Raw genomic sequence first — 17,956 nt, 5'->3', positions numbered from 1 at the left:
TCTTATTAACCTTTAAGCTGAGCCAGGGCGCGGTAGTCTGCCCCCAGCGTGGCCTGTAGAACCTCTTTCGGATAATCGTCGGTCACCACCGCTTCGCCCATGTGGCGCAGCAGCACCAGGCGCAAACGACCGTCGATCACTTTTTTATCAATGGACATGTGTTCGAGGAAATCGGCTTCTGTCATCTCTTGCGGCGGAATGACCGGCAGCCCCGCACGCTGGAACAGACGAATACCGCGATCACGCTCCTGCTCGCTGATCCAGCCGAGTCGCGCGGACATTTCCAGCGCCATTACGGTGCCAGCAGCCACTGCCTCACCATGAAGCCATACACCATAGCCCATGTGGGTTTCGATGGCGTGGCCAAACGTATGGCCCAGGTTCAAAGTGGCACGAACGCCCGTCTCTTTCTCATCGGCACCGACCACCGCCGCCTTGGCCGCGCAGGAGCGCTCGATGGCATAGGTCAGGGCTTGCTGGTCCAGACTGCGCAGGCGGTCGACGTTGTCTTCGAGCCAGGTCAGGAACGGCTCATCACAGATCAGCCCGTACTTGATGACTTCGGCCAGCCCGGCGGACAGCTCGCGCGCCGGCAAGGTGTTGAGGCTGGCGGTATCGATCAGCACCACGTTCGGCTGATAGAAGGCGCCGACCATGTTCTTGCCCAGCGGATGGTTGATCCCGGTCTTGCCGCCCACCGAGGAGTCGACCTGCGACAGCAGCGTGGTCGGAACCTGGATGAAATCGACGCCGCGCTGGTAGCAGGCGGCGGCAAAGCCGGCCATATCACCGATCACACCGCCACCGAGGGCGATCACCGTGGTGCGCCGATCATGCCGGGCGGTCAGCAGGCCGTCGAAAATCAGTTGCAGGGTTTCCCAGGTCTTGAAGGCTTCGCCGTCGGGCAGCACCACGGAAATCACCGAGAACTTCGCCAGGCTGCGGGTCAGACGCTCGAGATAGAGCGGCGCAACCGTCTCGTTGGAAATGATTGCTACTTGCCGTCCGCGAATGTGCGGGGCCAGCAGCTCAGGCTGATCCAACAAACCTTCGCCAATATGAATCGGGTAGCTGCGCTCGCCCAGATCGACCTTGAGTGTCTGCATGTGTCCCCACAGTGAAGATGGAATCAGGCGTTCTGCCCTGAGTTAACGAATATCCACGGCCTCATCTGGTGTGACGCCGCTCGGTAGCCATCCGCCACAACCTGGAGTGGTCCTGGCGGACGCCGAGGATAGCGCATTTCCCGCGGCGCTTTAACGGGGTGGCAACTGCTGCAGGCGCTCCAGAATGTCGAGTACGACCATTCGTGGCGGCCGCTCATCGGTTTCGACCACCAGGTCGGCAATTTCCCGATAAAGCGGATCGCGGATCGCCAACAGATCCCGAAGGGTCTTGGCCGGATCAGCGGTACGCAACAATGGCCGATTGCGGTCGCGAGACGTACGGCCGACCTGTTGCTCGACCGACGCATGCAGATAAACCACACGCCCACCGGCATGCAGTGCCCGACGATTGGCTTCGCGCATGACCGCGCCCCCGCCTGTCGCCAGCACCACACCGTCGTAATCGCACAGCTCGGCAATCATTGCCTGCTCGCGATCACGAAAGCCCGGTTCGCCTTCCTTATCGAAGATCCAAGGGATATTGGCGCCCGTGCGCAATTCAATTTCCTTATCGGAATCTTTGAATGGCAGGCGCAGCTCTTTGGCCAGCAACCGGCCGATGGTGCTTTTTCCAGCACCCATCGGTCCAACAAGAATCAAATTTCGCACAGAATCAATGACTCACAGCAATCGCCCGATTATTCATGATACGCGGAGTGAGGAATACCAACAGCTCGGATTTTTTCTCCGAAACCACGTCACGCCGGAAAAGGCGGCCAAGATACGGCACATCGCCAAGAAATGGCACCTTATCTACAACCTTGCTCTGAGTATTTGAGAAAACACCGCCAATGACGATGGTCTCGCCATCGTTGACCAGGACCTTGGCGTTGACTTCGTTTTTCTTGATGGGCGGTACATCCTGAACCTTGTTCAGGAAGTCCGGTTCGTCCTTGGTGACCTTGACCTCCATGATGATCCGGTTGTCGGGCGTGATCTGCGGCGTCACCTCCAGCGACAGCGAAGCCTCCTTGAACGAGACCGAAGTCGCGCCGCTGGAGCTGGCTTCCTGATAGGGAATCTCGGTGCCCTTGAGGATTTTCGCGGTTTCCTTGTCGGACGTGACCACTTTGGGCTGTGAGACGATTTCCCCGTTGCCGGTTTTCTCCATGGCCGTAAGTTCCAGGTCCAGCAAGACGTTATCGGTGATGAACGCGATGCCGATTCCCGAGGTGTTGTTGGCTACACCCATGTCGACGAACGGTGAGTTGGTGCTGGTACTGCCGGGCGTGCCGATGGTCGATGACCCATTGAGCCCATTGCTGACGCCGGAGGTGTTCCAGTTGCCCTTGTTCTGTATCGAACCGCCCCAGCGCACCCCGAGGCTTTTGTCATAGTCGACGTTGGCTTCGACTATGCGCGCCTCGATCATCACCTGACGCACGGGGATATCCAGCTGCGTAACGATCCTGCGCAACTCATCCAGCCGGTCCTGGGTCTGGTAGGCAATGATATTGTTGGTGCGCTCATCGACAGTGATCGACCCCCGTTCGTCGGGCTTCGCTTCAGCACTGGTCACTGACTGGAAGAGCTTGGCGATGTCCGCCGCCTTGGCGTAATTGACCTGCAACAACTCCCGACGCAACGGCGCCAGATCGGCAATCTGCTTCTGCGATTCGAGCTCCTGACGCTCACGGGCAGCAATTTCATCGGCCGGCGCAACAAGCAGGACATTGCCGACCTTGCGCTTGTCCAGCCCCTTGGTTTTCAGCACCAGATCCAGCGCCTGATCCCACGGCACGTTCTGCAGACGCAGGGTAATTCCCCCCTGGACCGTATCGCTGGCCACCAGATTGAGGTTGGTGAAATCGGCGATCAGTTGCAGCACCGAGCGCACATCGATGTCCTGGAAATTCAGCGATAGCTTCTCGCCGCTATAGGCCTGTTGCCCGGCATTGCGCTTTTGCAGTTCGTCGACCGTCGCCGGGCGAACGCTGATAGTGAGCTTGTTGTCAGTCTGATAGGTCGAGTAATCGAACGTGCCGCCGGGTTCAATACTGATGGTGGCTCGATCGCCGCTCGCGCTGGCATTGACGAACTGCACGGGCGTGGCGAAATCCTTCACGTCCAGTCGCACGCGCAATCGCTCGGGCAATAAGGTTTTGGCAAATCCGACGATGATCCTGCCTTCGCGCTCTTGTATGTCGGGTGCAATCGATGGATCCGACAAGTCGATCACCACGTTGCCTTCGCCCTGGGTTCCCCGCTGGAAATCCACACCCCGAATGACCTTGCCCGCCGTCGCGGCGGCCCGAGCCGGAACCGGCATTGCTGTGGCCGCCGGCCTGGATGTCGACGGTTTGACTCCCTGCCCGACGACGACCAGCAGATTGTTGCCTTCAATTCGCGAGTCGTACGGGGCCGACTGGGCCAGGTTGATGATCAATCGCGTACGGTCCCGGGCTTCCACCACCGTTGCACTGCGGGCATTTCCACTGCCGAGATCGCGAGTCTTGCTGGCCAACTGACTGGCGACACCCGGCAAGTCCAGGGCAATCCGGGCCGGCGAATCCGTCGTGTAGCCGTGGGGCACCGGGGGTGGTGCATCGAACGACAACTTCAACTCGACACGGTCACCGGGCAGCGCAGCGACATCCAGCGCCTTGAGATTGGCTGCTTGTACCATCGGCGACAACAACGCTATCCATAGCGAAAGGCCGACGGTGGAAAGAATCCTGTTCATTATTGGAGTTCCACTATGAGTGCTCTTTCAAGGAAATGGTCCGGGGACGCTCCAGCCAAGCACCCTGACCATCCGGGACAATTTCAACCACATCGACCTGAGAGCCGCTGATCGCAACGATCCGTCCGTCGTTGCGCCCCAGGTAATCGCCGACTTTCAGCCGGTGCACCCCACCCGCCCCACGCAGCAGGGCATAGGAGCCCGTCGCATTGGAAAGGGTGCCGACCATTTGAAACTGCTCGATGTTGAAGCCTTCGAGGTATTGCTTGACCCGACCCGGGTCGGGTTTGACGTTGTGCGAGCCCCTGCGCCGGGCCGCCAGATCAGTGCTGATCTGCGGCGAAAACGGGCTGCGCAGATTCGCCGCGTTGTAAGTGAATGCCGGGTAAGACCGGAATACCGGCGTTGGTTCAATCTTCCCCGGCCCATGCAGGCGCGTTTCGTTCATGTACGCGTCCAGATCGGTGTAGTCATCGCCTGCGCCACAACCGGACAGGGCAGACAGCAACACCACCACAAAACAACGTCCCGGGATCATTGATGCTGTCCCTTGTCGTTGTAGCGGTAGGTCTTGGCGAGGATGGTCAAGCGCAGCTTCGGACCACCCTCGGGGCTGACGGGGGCAAGGTCGAAATCGTGCAAGGTGACGATTCGCGGCAACCCGGCCACACCACTGACGAAAGTGGCCAGGTCGTGGTAGTCCCCGGTGACCGTGATCTGGATCGGCAGTTCGATGTAGAACGGCTGGGCGACTTCAGGCAGCAACTTGATCTCTTCGAACTCCAGGCCGCTGCCCAGGCCCGTACGCGTGATGTCTTCCAGCAAGCCGGGCACTTCGGTGTCGCTGGGCAGTTGACGCAACAGCACGACGAAGGCGCTCTCCATCTCCTTCAACTGCCGGGTGTAGAGATCCAGATTCGCCGCCATGCGGGCCTTGTCGGCGAACTGTTCCTTGAGTGCCGACTCCTCTTCGCGCTTGAGATCGAGCTGGCTCACAAGGTCGCGGGTGGAAAAGCTATAGCCAAAGGCCAGCACCAGAAGCACGAGCAAACCAGCCACCAGACACTTGATCGCCGGCGGCCAGGAACCCATGTTGCTGGTATCCAGATCATTGATGTCGATCTTGCGCAGCCCTTCAAACCATTCAGACAGACTCATTTGCCTTCCTCCGGTTTTGCGGGCTGAGTCTGGCGAACGGTCAGCTGGAAGGCGTTGGCCTGCCCCACCTGACCGGCAGCCGTGGCCTTGACTTCGGTCAGGCTCGGCGCATCGAACCAGTCTGATGCCTCCAGGTTGCGCATCAAATCCGAAACACGGTTGTTGGATTGCGCGGCGCCGGTGATGGACAGGGTCTTTGCGGTCATTTTCACCTCGGTGAAATACACGCCGTCGGGCAGGGCTCGCGCCAATTGGTCAAATATTCGCCCGCTGATCTGGCGATTACCTTGCAGGTCCTGGATGACGCCCATGCGCTCGACCAGTTGCTGGCGGCGCGCCTTGAGATCATTGATCCGGGTGATCCGCTCATCGATCTCGGCGACTTGCTTGCCAATGTAATTGTTACGGGCGACTTGCCGGTCGATGGCACCGCTGATGAGCTGGTTCGCGACCAGCACCGCACCCATCGTGCCCACCATCACCGCCACCAGGGTCAGAAGGAAACGCTTGCGGCGAACTTCACGCCGCTCCTCGCGCCAGGGTAAAAGGTTGATCCGTGCCATCAGTCGAAGCTCCTGAGGGCCAGACCGCAGGCGATCATCAACGCCGGGGCATCACTCGCCAGGGCAGCACCATTGACCTTGCTGCCCAGAGTCATATCGCAAAAAGGGTTTGCGACCTGGGTCGGCGTGCCCAATTGCTGCTCGATCAAACGGTCCAGCCCCGGGATCGATGCGGTACCGCCAGCCAGCAGGACATGGTCGACGGTGCTGTACTGGCCGGAGGCAAAGAAGAAATGCAACGAGCGCGACACCTGCTGCACCAGCGCCTCTCGAAATGGCTGCAAGACCTCACCTGCATAGTCATCCGGCAAACCGCCCTTCTTTTGCGCCAGCCCCGCCTGCTCCAGCGTCAGGCCGTAGCGACGCTGGATTTCCTCGGTCAGTTGCCGACCGCCAAACAGTTGTTCGCGGGTGTAGATGATCCGCCCGTTGTGCAGCACGCTCAGGGTGGTCATGGTGGCGCCGATGTCGATCACGGCGACCGTCGAAGGTCCCCCGGAAACCGTGAGCCGACTGGCCAGCAATTCGAATGAGCGCTCCAGCGCGTAGGCCTCGACATCGACCACACGAGCGGTCAGCCCCGCCAGGGCCGGGGCGGCCTCGCGGACCTCGACGTTTTCCTTGCGACAAGCGGCGAGCAGCACGTTGACGCGCTCGGGATTGCGCCCGGAGGTGCCCTGTACTTCAAAGTCGATCGCGACTTCGTCCAGGGGATAAGGAATGTACTGATCGGCCTCGATCTTCAGCTGGCTTTCCATCTCGTCCTCGGAAAGTCCGGCCTCCATCTCGATGGTCTTGGTGATCACCGCCGAGCCCGCCACGGCCACGGCCACGTTCTTCTGGCCGGTTCTGGCCTTGGCCAGCGCGCGCGCAAGGGCCTGCCCCACGCCTTCGAGTTCGGCGATATTCTTTTCGATCACCGCGCCGACCGGCAACGGCTCGACCGCATACGCCTCGACCCGGTAGCGCTCGCCCTGACGGCTCAACTCAAGAAGTTTCACCGAGGTGGAGCTGATATCGATTCCCAAGAGCGTATTGGATTTTTTGTTGAAGAGTCCTGGCACTACCAATTCCCTATGACTTTCCGTGAGTTACGGACTCTGCAATGTCCATTGCGTTCAATCCGCCCGTCTTGACAGCAGCGCCAGCCGCGCTCCCGATCAGAAAAATGCTTATAATGCCCAGCGTTTTTTTCCGCATTTGCTCAAGCGCGGGTCGTTCTGATTTAGCCTGAACCCTGTTGCCCAATTCATTTTTACCCTGGATATCCAAAAGCCTTGATTCGTCTGCTGAAGTTTTTCGGTTGGTCCATCGTCGCGGTTTTCTGCGGACTCCTTCTGGGTCTGAGCGGGGCGTACCTCTACCTTAGTCCCGGACTTCCGTCCGTGGAGGCGCTGAGAAGCATCCAGTTGCAGATCCCTTTGCGGGTCTACAGCAGCGATAACAAGTTGATCGCAGAATTTGGCGAAATGCGCCGTACACCGATCCGTTTCGCCGACATTCCCCCCAACTTCATCAATGCGTTACTAAGTGCTGAAGACGACAATTTCGCCAACCACTACGGCGTCGATCCGAGCAGCCTGATGCGTGCCGCGACCCAGCTGGTCAAAAGCGGACACATCCAGTCCGGCGGCAGCACGATCACCATGCAGGTGGCGAAGAACTTCTTCCTGACCAGCGAACGCAGCTTTTCACGCAAGACCACCGAGATCCTCCTGGCCCTGCAGATCGAACGCCAGCTGACCAAGGACGAGATCCTCGAGCTGTACGTCAACAAGATCTATCTGGGTAACCGCGCCTACGGCATCGAGGCGGCGGCGCAGGTCTATTACGGCAAATCGATCCGCGATGTCAGCCTGGCGCAGATGGCGATGATTGCCGGCCTGCCCAAGGCGCCGTCGCGCTTCAACCCATTGGCCAACCCGGCGCGCAGCAAGGAGCGTCGCGACTGGATCCTGGGGCGCATGTACAAGCTCGGGAAAATCAGCGAGGCCGACTACACCGCTGCGGTCAACGAGCCGCTGAACGCCAGCTATCACGTGCCGACTCCGGAAGTGAACGCCCCGTACATCGCCGAAATGGCCCGTGCCGAAATGGTCGGGCGTTATGGCAGCGACGCGTATACCGAAGGCTTCCGCGTCACCACCACGGTGCCGAGCGATCTCCAGGAACTGGCCAACACCGCGGTCCACGAAGGCCTGATGACCTACGATCAGCGCCACGGCTATCGCGGGCCCGAGTCGCGGCTGCCGGGCAAGACTCGCGAAGCCTGGGCAACCGAGCTGACCAAACAACGCACCATCAGCGGCCTGGAACCGGCCATCGTGACCCTGGTCGACAAGAGCGGCCTGCAAGTGCTGACCCGCACCGGCCAGGAACACGTGAACTGGGACACCATGAAGTGGGCCCGACCGTTCCTGAACACCAACAGCATGGGGGCCAACCCGAAACAACCTTCGGACGTGGCCCAGGTCGGCGATCTGATTCGCGTGCAGCGTCAGCCTGACAATTCGCTGAAGTTCAGCCAGATCCCGCAGGCCCAGGGCGCACTGGTATCCCTGGACCCACAGAACGGTGCCATTCGCTCGCTGGTCGGCGGTTTCGCCTTCGAGCAGAGCAACTACAACCGCGCACTGCAGGCCAAGCGCCAGCCAGGCTCGAGCTTCAAGCCATTCGTCTACGCCGCCGCACTGGATAGCGGCTACACCGCCTCCAGTCTGGTGAACGACGCACCGATCGTGTTCGTCGACGAGTACCTGGACAAGGTCTGGCGTCCGAAGAACGACACCAACACCTTCCTCGGCCCGATTCGCCTGCGTGAGGCGCTGTACAAGTCGCGCAACCTGGTGTCGATCCGCTTGCTGCAAGCGATGGGCGTGGGCAAGACCATCGACTACATCACGCGCTTCGGCTTCAACAAACAGGACCTGCCACCCAACCTGTCCCTGGCGCTGGGCACCGCGACCCTGACGCCAATGGAAATCGCCACCGGCTGGAGCACCTTCGCCAACGGCGGCTACAAGATCACCCCGTTCATCATCGACAGGATCGAAAGCCGCAACGGCGACACGCTGTTCGTCGCCAACCCGCCGAGCGTGCCTCAGGGCGGCGCCGCCAGCGATGGCATTGCCGCGCCAGCCGTCCCTCAAGCCTTCACCGTCAACGCGACGCCAGGCGAAGCCCCGGGCACTACGCCGATGCCACAAGCACCCGCCGTGGCCGAACGCATCGTTGACGGGCGCACCACATACATCCTCAACAGCATGCTTGAGGACGTGATCAAGCTCGGCACCGGTCGTCGCGCGCTAGCCCTGGGCCGCCCTGACATTGCCGGCAAGACCGGTACGACCAACGAATCCAAGGACGCCTGGTTCTCCGGTTACAACGCCGATTACGTGACGACCGTGTGGACCGGTTTCGATCAACCGGAAAGCCTGGGTCGCAAGGAATTCGGCGGCACCGTCGCGCTGCCGATCTGGATGAACTACATGGGCGCCGCGCTCAAAGGCAAACCGCCGCATACGCAACCGGAGCCAGAAGGCATCCTCAGCCTGCGAGTCGATCCGATCAGCGGCCGCGCGGCCAGCCCGGGCACGCCAGGGGCCTACTTCGAGCTGTTCAAGGTCGAAGATACGCCACCGTCGGGGAACGAACTGGGCAACGGCCTGGCACCTGGCAGCCCGCTGCCAGCGGATGAAGCGGCGCCGATCGATTTGTTCTGATAGCTGCAAGTTGAAAAGCCCCGCCTTCGAAAGAAGTGCGGGGCTTTTTTTGCCTGCCTGTTTTGATATTGACTGATCCGGCCTCTTCGCGGGCAAGCCCACAGGAATCAGCGGCGTATATAAATTCGATGAACACCATCGCCCACTGTGGGCGAGCTTGCTCGCGAAGAGGCCCTCATAGGCGGCGCAAAACTGTCAGGCACAAAAAAGCCCCGACTCTCACAAGCCGGGGCTTTCATTGAATCGCTACAACGGCTTAGCCGTTGAACACGTCATCCACGCTCTTGAGCGGGTAGTTCTTCGGATACGGCAGGGTCGCCACGCCGGTCTCGATCGCAGCTTTGGCCACGGCATCGGAGATCAGGGTGATCAGACGGGCATCCATTGGCTTCGGAATGATGTACTCACGACCGAATTCCAGCTTGATGCCGCCGTAGGCGTCGCACACTTCCTGAGGTACTGGCAGCTTGGCCAGTTCACGCAGGGCGTTGGCCGCAGCCACTTTCATTTCTTCGTTGATGCGCTTGGCGCGAACGTCCAGGGCACCACGGAAGATGAAAGGGAAGCCCAGTACGTTGTTGACCTGGTTCGGGTAGTCGGAACGACCGGTGGCCATGATCACGTCGTTACGGGTCGCGTGCGCCAGCTCCGGGGAGATTTCCGGATCAGGGTTCGAGCACGCGAACACGATCGGGTTCGGCGCCATCGACAGCAGGCCTTCAGCGCTCAGCAGGTTCGGGCCGGACAGGCCAACGAACACGTCAGCGCCTTGCAGGGCGTCAGCCAGGGTGCGCTTGTCGGTCGCGTGAGCGAACACAGCCTTGTACTGGTTCAGGTCGTCACGGCCGGAGTGGATCACGCCGGTACGGTCGACCATGTAGATGTTTTCGATGTTGGCGCCCATGCTCACCAGCAACTTCATGCAGGAGATAGCGGCAGCGCCGGCACCCAGGCAGACGATCTTGGCTTCCGGCAGGGTTTTGCCAGCGATTTCCAGCGCGTTGATCATGCCGGCGGCGGTCACGATAGCGGTGCCGTGCTGGTCATCGTGGAATACCGGAATATCGCACTGCTCGATCAGAGCGCGTTCGATTTCAAAGCACTCCGGTGCCTTGATGTCTTCCAGGTTGATGCCACCGAAGGTGATGGAGATGCGCTTGACGGTGTCGATGAAGGCTTGCGGGCTTTCGGAGTCGACTTCGATGTCGAAAACGTCGATGCCGGCGAAGCGCTTGAACAGCACGCCTTTACCTTCCATCACTGGCTTGGAAGCCAATGGGCCGAGGTTACCCAGGCCGAGAATCGCGGTGCCATCGGAAATGACTGCAACCAGGTTGCCTTTGCCGGTGTACTTGTAGGCCAGTTCAGGATCGCGGGCGATCTCGCGTACTGGTTCGGCTACGCCCGGGCTGTAGGCCAGCGACAGGTCGCGGGCGGTAGCGGTGGCCTTGGTGAGCTCGACACTCAGCTTCCCTGGACGAGGATTGGCGTGATATTCGAGAGCGGCAGTTTTCAGATCAGACATTTTGGCATTCCGCTTTTACTGTTGGACAGACTGGTCAGCGAGGATACGCGCCTCGCAAAATCCCCACAAGACTGACCGGTCACCCCTGTCAAGCGCCCGGCCCTACGACTTTGGGCCAAGAGCCACAGCACACAAGGGCTAGACTGTTCACAATCGACAGAAAAAATGTCTACAATTTTTTATCACTGCATCACTTGAAACATCGCCGGGTCGGTCAAGGGCAACATCCAGCGCGCCTGACCTTCTTTCAGTCCGCCACGTCGCGAACGATCCAGCACCCAACCGCGCGCCTCGATCTGCTTGCCTTCGAGCCGTTCCAGCGAGGCTGCATCGAACCGTCCCAGCAGATTGGGCGCAACCTTCAATACAACCGAATCCTGCAATTCGATCCAAACCCCGCCGCGATTGCGTTGAACCTTGCTCACACGACCGCTGAGCACGGCAAAGCCGGAAGTGCTGATCTGCTCCGCCTTCAGTACAGGCGACTGGCGCCACACACCGAGCCCGGCCTGCCGAGCGCTGTTTTCTGCGGCTTGCTGACAGGCGACCAGATCGACATTCGGTGCCACCGCCACCTGAAACCCCAGGCCTTCGGCGAGCATTTGCGCTTCGAGGCTGGCGCCATCGGCACCGTAGACATGAGCCAGGGTGCGACCGTAATGGTCTTTGCTTTCTTTGCCGGGCAGCAAACCAACCTGCCCGTCACTCGCCGCCACCAGGGCTTCAAGTCGCTTGCGCGCGACCACGGCGAACGGTTCGTCGGAACGGCCATTCTTGCCCAGCTCCGGCGTGTTCAAGCCGATCATGCGCACGCTGCGGCCATCGCTCAGGCGCAGGGTGTCGCCGTCCACCACCCGCTGCACCGCGACGGGCGTCAGGCCGCCGGGTGCCGGGCAAAACGCCTGGGCGCCGGATAGCCAAATCGCGGACATAAAAAAGGCGCCCGCGAGGGACGCCTTTTTCATCAGCATGGAAAAACCGGAACGGCTTCCCAAGTTGATTGGCCTTAGGCCTTTTTCGCGCCGAAAGCACCGAAACGGTCGGCGAAGCGCTGTACGCGGCCGCCAGTGTCCAGAGTCTTCTGCTTACCGGTGTAGAACGGGTGGCATTCGTTGCAAACGTCGATCGCCAGGGCTTTGCCGAAGGTCGAACGGGTTTCGAACTTGTTGCCGCAGCTGCAGGTAACAGCAACTGCCGGGTATTCTGGATGGATATCAGCTTTCATGGTGTCTTCCTCAGGCTAGCGTGCCGCCACCCAACACTATTGTTGAATACCGCACGTAATTAGGCCGCGGATTCTACCAGACAATCCTGATCACGCAAGCTGTCCCTGAGACCGACCGTCTGCTAGGCTCCCGGCCTCAAGCGCATTCCCATGTGGGAGCGGGCTTGCTCGCGAAAGCGGTGTGTCAGGCGATAAATGCGTTGACTGACACTCCTTCTTCGCGAGCAAGCCCGCTCCCACAATTGATCTGCGTCCACCCCTTCTTTATGTTGCCTGCTAACCGAGATCCCCCCGCGTGCCCGACGCCATTTTGCGCCTCGCCCTGCCTTCGCCGCTGCGCCGCCTGTTCGACTACCGCGCTCCGGCTGGCGTACTGCGCGCCCAGTTGCACCCCGGCATGCGCCTGCGGGTACCGTTTGGCCGGCGCGAGATGATCGGCATTCTGGTGGAAGTCACCGACACCAGCGAAGTGCCAGTCGAGAAGCTCAAGCCGGCCCTGGCCCTGCTTGACGCTACGCCACCGCTGCCACCCGCGCTGTTCAAGTTGTGTCTGTGGACGTCCCAGTATTACCAGCACAGCCTTGGCGACACCTTGAGCTGGGCGCTGCCGGTTTTGCTGCGCCAGGGTGAGCTGGCTGAAGCGCGCCAGGAGCGTTTCTGGTCTGCCGTGCCGGGGGCAAGCCTCGATGATCCGCGCATCGCCCGCGCCCCGCGCCAGCGTGAAGCCCTGGCCACGCTGGCCCAGCACCCCCACGGCGTCGCCCATCAATTGCTGAGCAAACTGATGCTGAGCAAGGACAGCCTGGATTTGCTGCTGGCCAAGGACCTGGTGCAGGTCGAGATCCGCCGGCACGCCCCGGGTGCACGCCACGAACACTGGCTGGCGCAACCGGAACTCCCGCTGAACCCGGAGCAGCGCGCTGCCTATGAGGCGATTCGCGCCGGCTTCGACAGTTATCACGCGTTCCTGCTGGCCGGCGTCACCGGCAGCGGCAAGACCGAAGTTTATCTGCAATTGATCCGCGAAACCCTTGAGGCCGGCAAGCAGGCGCTGGTGCTGATCCCGGAAATCAACCTCGGCCCGCAGACCCTGGCGCGCTTCGAACAGCGTTTCAATGCCCGGATCGCGCTGATCCATTCGGCGGTCAATGACCGCGAACGCCTCGAGGCCTGGCTGGCCGCCCGGGACGGTGAGGCCGACATCATCATCGGCACCCGCTCGGCCCTGTTCACACCGATGAAGAACCCAGGCCTGATCATCATCGACGAAGAGCACGACGGCTCCTATAAACAGCAGGAAGGTTTGCGCTATCACGCCCGTGATCTGGCATTGGTGCGGGCGCGACAGGAAAACATCCCGATTGTCCTCGGCTCCGCCACCCCTTCGCTGGAAAGCCTGCACAACGCCTACACCGGTCGCTATGGGTTGCTGCGCTTGAACGAGCGTGCCGGCGGCGCCAAACAGCCGCGCTTCCTGCGTCTGGATGTCAAAAGCCGCCCGCTGGACAGCGGCATTTCCGGGCCGATGCAACAAGCCATCGGCCAGACCCTGGCCGCCGGGCAGCAGGTCCTGGTGTTCCTCAACCGCCGCGGCTTCGCCCCGACCCTGCTGTGCCATGACTGCGGCTGGATGTCCGAGTGCCAGCGCTGTGATGCGCGGATGACCGTGCATCAGCGTTACGGCGAGCTGCGCTGCCACCATTGCGGCTACGTCGAACGCGTGCCGCGCCAGTGCCCGAAGTGCAGCAAGGTCGATCTGCGCCCCGTTGGCGCCGGCACCGAGCGGGCCGAGGAGCGCCTGGCGATTCTGTTCCCGGACTATCCGGTGCTGCGGGTCGACCGCGACAGCACATCGCGCAAGGATGCGATGAACCAGTTGTTCGCGACCATTCAAAAAGGCCAGCCGTGCATCCTGATCGGCACGCAGATGCTTGCCAAGGGTCACCACTTCCCACGGGTGACGCTGGTGTCGATCCTTGACGCTGACGGCGGCCTGTTCTCCGGTGACTTCCGCGCCAGCGAGCGCATGGCTCAACTGATCGTCCAGGTCGCCGGCCGTGCCGGTCGCGCCGAAGAGCCGGGCAAGGTGATTATCCAGACACACCTGGCCGACCATCCGCTGCTGATCCAGCTGACCGAGCAGGGCTACTTCGCCTTTGCCGAGCAAGCCTTGAGCGAGCGACGCGCTGCCGGCCTGCCGCCATTTGCGCACTTGGCGCTACTGCGGGCCGAGGCGCATAAACCGGGCCAGGCCGAAGGCTTCCTCGATGAGGCTTGCAGCGAGGCGGAGCGTTTGCTGGCCGAGCAGAATCTGACGGGAATCGAGCTACTGGGACCGGTCCCGGCACCGATGGAGCGCCGGGCCGGGCGTTATCGTGCGCAGCTGTTGGTACAGGCTACGGCGCGGGCACCCTTGCATCGATTGCTGGCCAGTTGGTTGCTGCTGCTGGAGCAGATGCCGAGTGGACGGGCGGTGCGCTGGTCTTTGGATGTTGATCCGGTGGATTTGTATTAAGAAGGTCAAGATCAAAAGATCGCAGCCTTCGGCAGCTCCTACCCTGCGATCTTTGCCTCTTTTGTCACCACACATCCATATCCTGCCTGCTATGGTTGGCAAGCCCGTCTTCGCAACGGATAATGCCCAGTTTTTCCACCAGCGCATGATGCGCCGCCGCGCCTGCGGTCGAAAGAGAAGACCATGAAAGACACCATCCGCCAGCTGATCCAACAAGCCATCACCCAACTCGTCAACGAAGGTGTGTTGCCTGAAGGCCTGTCGCCGGCGATCCAGGTGGAAAACTCCCGCGACAAGAAGAACGGCGATTTCGCCAGCAACATCGCCATGATGCTGGCCAAGCCGGCCGGCATGAAGCCCCGCGACCTGGCGGAAAAAATCATCGCCGCGCTGCCGACTGACGAAAATGTCGCCAAGACCGAAATCGCCGGCCCCGGCTTCCTGAATTTCTTCCAGAACACCGACGCCCTGGCCACGCGCCTGGACGCTGCCCTGGCCGACGCCCACATCGGCGTGCGCAAGGCTGGCCCGGTGCAGCGCACCGTGGTCGACCTGTCGGCGCCGAACCTGGCCAAAGAGATGCACGTCGGCCACTTGCGCTCGACCATCATCGGCGACGGCGTGGCCCGTGTGCTGGAATTCCTCGGCGACACCGTGATCCGTCAAAACCACGTCGGCGACTGGGGCACCCAGTTCGGCATGCTGATGGCTTACCTGCAGGAAAACCCGATCACCAGCGACGAGCTGTCGGACCTGGAGAACTTCTACCGCGCCGCCAAGCAACGCTTCGACGAATCCGCAGAATTCGCCGACCGCGCCCGTGGCCTGGTGGTCAAGTTGCAGGCCGGCGACGCCGACTGCCTGGTACTTTGGACCAAGTTCAAGGACATCTCGCTGTCCCACTGCCAGAAGATCTACGAACTGCTCAACGTCAAACTGACCATGGCTGACGTGATGGGCGAAAGCGCCTACAACGATGACCTGATCAACGTGGTCAACGACTTGAAGGCCGCAGGCATGCTGGTCGAGAGCAACGGCGCCCAGTGCGTGTTCCTCGACGAGTTCAAGAATGCCGACGGCGACCCGCTGCCGGTGATCATCGTCAAGGCTGACGGCGGCTATCTCTACGCCACCACCGACCTGGCAGCCGTGCGCTACCGCAGCGGCAAGCTCAAGGCCGATCGCGCGCTGTACTTCGTCGACCAGCGTCAGGCCCTGCACTTCCAGCAAGTGTTTGCCGTGGCGCGCAAGGCCGGTTTCGTGACCCATCCAATGGAAATGGAACACATGGGCTTCGGCACCATGAACGGCGCGGACGGTCGTCCGTTCAAGACCCGTGATGGCGGCACCGTGAAGCTGATCGACCTGCTGACCGAAGCCCAGGAGCGCGCCTACACCCTGGTCAAGGACAAGAACCCGGAACTTGCCGAAGCCGAGTTGCGCAACATCGCCAAGGTGGTGGGCATCGGCGCAGTGAAATACGCCGACCTGTCCAAGCACCGCACCAGCGACTACAGCTTCAACTTCGACCTGATGCTCAACTTCGAAGGCAACACCGCACCGTACCTGCTGTATGCCTACACCCGCGTGGCCGGTGTGTTCCGCAAACTCGGCAAGGACTTCAGCGAAGTCGACGGCCAGATCGTCCTCGAAGCGGCCCACGAACACGAACTGGCGGCGAAGCTCGCGCAGTTCGGCGAGATCCTGAACAACGTGTCCGAAAAAGGCACCCCGCACATCCTCTGCACCTACCTGTACGACGTCGCCGGCCTGTTCTCCAGCTTCTACGAGAACTGCCCGATCCTCGCCGCCGATACCCCGGCACAAATGCAGAGCCGCTTGCGCCTCGCCGCGCTGACCGGACGCACCCTCAAGCAAGGCCTGGAACTCTTGGGCCTGGAAACTCTGGAGCGCATGTAAGTTGGCTGCCAAGAAAAACCTGCACCCAAGCGTGGCGCCAGCCGTTACCAAGCTCCTGCAAAGCAACCGATCCCGGGTTGGTTGTGGATGGCGATCGGCCTGACGGTCGGCGCCTTCATCGTATTCCTGATGAAGCTGGAACCGGGCAAGGGCAGCGACACGGTCAAGCGTGAGAAAGTCGAGCAACAGCAACAGCAGAAAGCCAGCAAGATCGCCGAGGCCAACAAGACCCCGCCGAGCCCGACGCAACCGGTGAAGCCGAAGTACGACTTCTACACCTTGCTGCCGGAATCGGAAGTCATCGTGCCGCCGGATGCCGTGCCGGAGAAAACCCTGCCGACACCGCAAGTGCCGGCTATCCCGACCACGCCGGTCACCCCGGCCGAAGCGGCGAAGATCGACACGGCTCGCGCCCAGGCTGCCTTGGCCGGGATTACGCCGCCTCCTGCGCCGCCGGTGAAGGCTGCGCCGGTGACCAAGTTCTTCCTGCAGGCTGGCTCGTTCCGCAAAGAGACCGATGCGGACAAGGTTCGGGCACAGATCATCCTGCTGGGCCAGGCCGTGGCGGTTGAGTCCGGCACGGTGAAGGACGAAACCTGGTATCGGGTGCTGGTCGGTCCGTTCAGCAACCGCGAACAACTGACCACCGCGCAGAAACAATTGGCCGGTGCAGGTTTCAGCAATTTGTTGTTACAACAACGCCAGAGCCGCTGATCCCTTCAGAACCACCGCGTCATCGTTCATCGCGAGCAAGCTCGCTCCCACAGGGTTTTACGCTAACCCTGTGGGAGCGAGCTTGCTCGCGATGGCGTCATTTCCAACACCACATATCTCCATTTGTAACACGCCGCCCGTCCCCTCTTCCGCTACGCGGTTGAAATCCTCTCCACCACCCCCATATGAATGGGCATAAGGCATTTTCGCCCCGCTGCGTGGAGACTCTTCCCTTGACCACCATCGTTTCAGTTCGCCGCCACGGCAAAGTCGTCATGGGCGGCGACGGCCAGGTTTCCCTTGGTAATACCGTGATGAAAGGCAACGCGAAAAAAGTTCGCCGCCTGTACCACGGTCAGGTCATTGCCGGTTTTGCCGGTGCCACCGCCGACGCCTTTACCCTCTTCGAACGTTTCGAAGGCCAGCTTGAAAAACACCAGGGCCACCTGGTGCGCGCCGCCGTCGAACTCGCCAAAGAATGGCGCACCGACCGCTCCCTGAGCCGCCTTGAAGCCATGCTCGCGGTCGCCAACAAGGACGCCTCCCTGATCATTACCGGCAACGGCGATGTGGTTGAACCCGAAGACGGCCTGATTGCCATGGGTTCCGGTGGCGCCTACGCCCAGGCCGCGGCCAGCGCGCTGCTGAAAAAGACTGATCTGTCGGCCCGTGAGATCGTCGAAACCGCCCTCGGTATCGCCGGCGACATCTGTGTATTCACCAACCACACCCAGACCATTGAGGAGCAGGACTGCGCCGAGTAAG

14 protein-coding genes and 1 pseudogene are annotated in these 17,956 nt (G+C 61.2%); 5 read left to right on the top strand and 10 right to left on the bottom strand.

The window, feature by feature from the left end; translation table 11 throughout:
- Positions 1 to 5 precede the first annotated feature (5 nt).
- From aroB to AB4O40_RS19475, 7 genes are all read right to left on the bottom strand, one after another.
- Positions 6 to 1,106 carry a 3-dehydroquinate synthase gene (gene aroB, locus AB4O40_RS19505; RefSeq protein WP_460053622.1) on the bottom strand — a complete coding sequence of 367 codons (1,101 nt, stop codon included), beginning with the start codon at positions 1,104 to 1,106 and terminating at the stop codon, positions 6 to 8.
- A gap of 150 nt (positions 1,107 to 1,256) precedes the next feature.
- Positions 1,257 to 1,775: a shikimate kinase AroK gene (gene aroK / locus AB4O40_RS19500; RefSeq protein ID WP_056725695.1), complete on the bottom strand. Its 519-nt coding sequence runs from the start codon at positions 1,773 to 1,775 to the stop codon at positions 1,257 to 1,259.
- Positions 1,776 to 1,779: 4 nt separating this feature from the next.
- Positions 1,780 to 3,849, bottom strand: coding sequence for a type IV pilus secretin PilQ (gene pilQ / locus AB4O40_RS19495; RefSeq protein ID WP_056725697.1), 2,070 nt, complete (start codon positions 3,847 to 3,849; stop codon positions 1,780 to 1,782).
- A 13-nt stretch (positions 3,850 to 3,862) separates the two neighbouring features.
- Entirely contained in the window at positions 3,863 to 4,387 is a 525-nt protein-coding gene (locus tag AB4O40_RS19490) for a pilus assembly protein PilP (protein WP_056725698.1), read from the bottom strand.
- Complete coding sequence (locus tag AB4O40_RS19485) at positions 4,384 to 5,007, bottom strand: type IV pilus inner membrane component PilO (RefSeq protein ID WP_223541764.1); 624 nt, start codon at positions 5,005 to 5,007, stop codon at positions 4,384 to 4,386. The genes AB4O40_RS19490 and AB4O40_RS19485 overlap by 4 nt, the downstream gene beginning before the upstream one ends.
- Positions 5,004 to 5,570, bottom strand: coding sequence for a PilN domain-containing protein (locus AB4O40_RS19480; RefSeq protein ID WP_460053624.1), 567 nt, complete (start codon positions 5,568 to 5,570; stop codon positions 5,004 to 5,006). The genes AB4O40_RS19485 and AB4O40_RS19480 overlap by 4 nt, the downstream gene beginning before the upstream one ends.
- A complete protein-coding gene (locus AB4O40_RS19475; RefSeq protein ID WP_460160108.1) occupies positions 5,570 to 6,634 on the bottom strand; it encodes a pilus assembly protein PilM in 1,065 nt (354 codons plus the stop codon). The genes AB4O40_RS19480 and AB4O40_RS19475 overlap by 1 nt, the downstream gene beginning before the upstream one ends.
- Before the next feature lie 216 nt (positions 6,635 to 6,850).
- Here AB4O40_RS19475 and AB4O40_RS19470 point away from each other — a divergent pair, with 216 nt between their 5' ends.
- Positions 6,851 to 9,292 (top strand): penicillin-binding protein 1A, encoded by a 2,442-nt coding sequence (locus AB4O40_RS19470; protein ID WP_411741804.1) that lies wholly within the window; start codon positions 6,851 to 6,853, stop codon positions 9,290 to 9,292.
- A 256-nt stretch (positions 9,293 to 9,548) separates the two neighbouring features.
- Here AB4O40_RS19470 and AB4O40_RS19465 read toward each other — a convergent pair whose 3' ends face one another.
- From AB4O40_RS19465 to rpmE, 3 genes are all read right to left on the bottom strand, one after another.
- Positions 9,549 to 10,817, bottom strand: a complete 1,269-nt coding sequence (locus tag AB4O40_RS19465) for a malic enzyme-like NAD(P)-binding protein (protein ID WP_056725708.1) — start codon at positions 10,815 to 10,817, stop codon at positions 9,549 to 9,551.
- A gap of 182 nt (positions 10,818 to 10,999) precedes the next feature.
- Positions 11,000 to 11,788, bottom strand: a complete 789-nt coding sequence (locus AB4O40_RS19460; protein ID WP_056725710.1) for a thermonuclease family protein — start codon at positions 11,786 to 11,788, stop codon at positions 11,000 to 11,002.
- Between the two features lie 35 nt (positions 11,789 to 11,823).
- A complete protein-coding gene (rpmE, locus tag AB4O40_RS19455; protein ID WP_008047849.1) occupies positions 11,824 to 12,042 on the bottom strand; it encodes a 50S ribosomal protein L31 in 219 nt (72 codons plus the stop codon).
- 295 nt (positions 12,043 to 12,337) lie between these two features.
- Between rpmE and AB4O40_RS19450 the strand changes: the two genes are divergently transcribed.
- The 4 genes and pseudogenes from AB4O40_RS19450 to hslV all read left to right on the top strand — a co-directional run bounded on the left by AB4O40_RS19450 (position 12,338) and on the right by hslV (position 17,955).
- Positions 12,338 to 14,557: a primosomal protein N' gene (locus AB4O40_RS19450; protein WP_056725711.1), complete on the top strand. Its 2,220-nt coding sequence runs from the start codon at positions 12,338 to 12,340 to the stop codon at positions 14,555 to 14,557.
- A 183-nt stretch (positions 14,558 to 14,740) separates the two neighbouring features.
- Positions 14,741 to 16,477 carry an arginine--tRNA ligase gene (argS, locus tag AB4O40_RS19445; RefSeq protein ID WP_460053626.1) on the top strand — a complete coding sequence of 579 codons (1,737 nt, stop codon included), beginning with the start codon at positions 14,741 to 14,743 and terminating at the stop codon, positions 16,475 to 16,477.
- 12 nt (positions 16,478 to 16,489) lie between these two features.
- Positions 16,490 to 17,191, top strand: a pseudogene (locus tag AB4O40_RS19440) (SPOR domain-containing protein); the annotation flags it as partial.
- 233 nt (positions 17,192 to 17,424) lie between these two features.
- Positions 17,425 to 17,955, top strand: coding sequence for an ATP-dependent protease subunit HslV (hslV, locus tag AB4O40_RS19435; RefSeq protein ID WP_007975582.1), 531 nt, complete (start codon positions 17,425 to 17,427; stop codon positions 17,953 to 17,955).
- Position 17,956 lies beyond the last annotated feature (1 nt).

It is taken from the genome of Pseudomonas sp. S2_F07, assembly GCF_054668325.1.
This window is presented reverse-complemented; position numbering and strand designations above follow the sequence as displayed.

Bases quoted from the DNA above. Each gene is read 5' to 3' on its own strand.
- rpmE (WP_008047849.1), bottom strand. From the start codon at position 12,042: ATGAAAGCTGATATCCATCCAGAATACCCGGCAGTTGCTGTTACCTGC.
- AB4O40_RS19480 (WP_460053624.1), bottom strand. From the start codon at position 5,570: ATGGCACGGATCAACCTTTTACCCTGGCGCGAGGAGCGGCGTGAAGTT.
- AB4O40_RS19460 (WP_056725710.1), bottom strand. From the start codon at position 11,788: ATGCTGATGAAAAAGGCGTCCCTCGCGGGCGCCTTTTTTATGTCCGCG.
- AB4O40_RS19485 (WP_223541764.1), bottom strand. From the start codon at position 5,007: ATGAGTCTGTCTGAATGGTTTGAAGGGCTGCGCAAGATCGACATCAAT.
- AB4O40_RS19490 (WP_056725698.1), bottom strand. From the start codon at position 4,387: ATGATCCCGGGACGTTGTTTTGTGGTGGTGTTGCTGTCTGCCCTGTCC.
- aroB (WP_460053622.1), bottom strand. From the start codon at position 1,106: ATGCAGACACTCAAGGTCGATCTGGGCGAGCGCAGCTACCCGATTCAT.
- argS (WP_460053626.1), top strand. From the start codon at position 14,741: ATGAAAGACACCATCCGCCAGCTGATCCAACAAGCCATCACCCAACTC.
- AB4O40_RS19465 (WP_056725708.1), bottom strand. From the start codon at position 10,817: ATGTCTGATCTGAAAACTGCCGCTCTCGAATATCACGCCAATCCTCGT.
- pilQ (WP_056725697.1), bottom strand. From the start codon at position 3,849: ATGAACAGGATTCTTTCCACCGTCGGCCTTTCGCTATGGATAGCGTTG.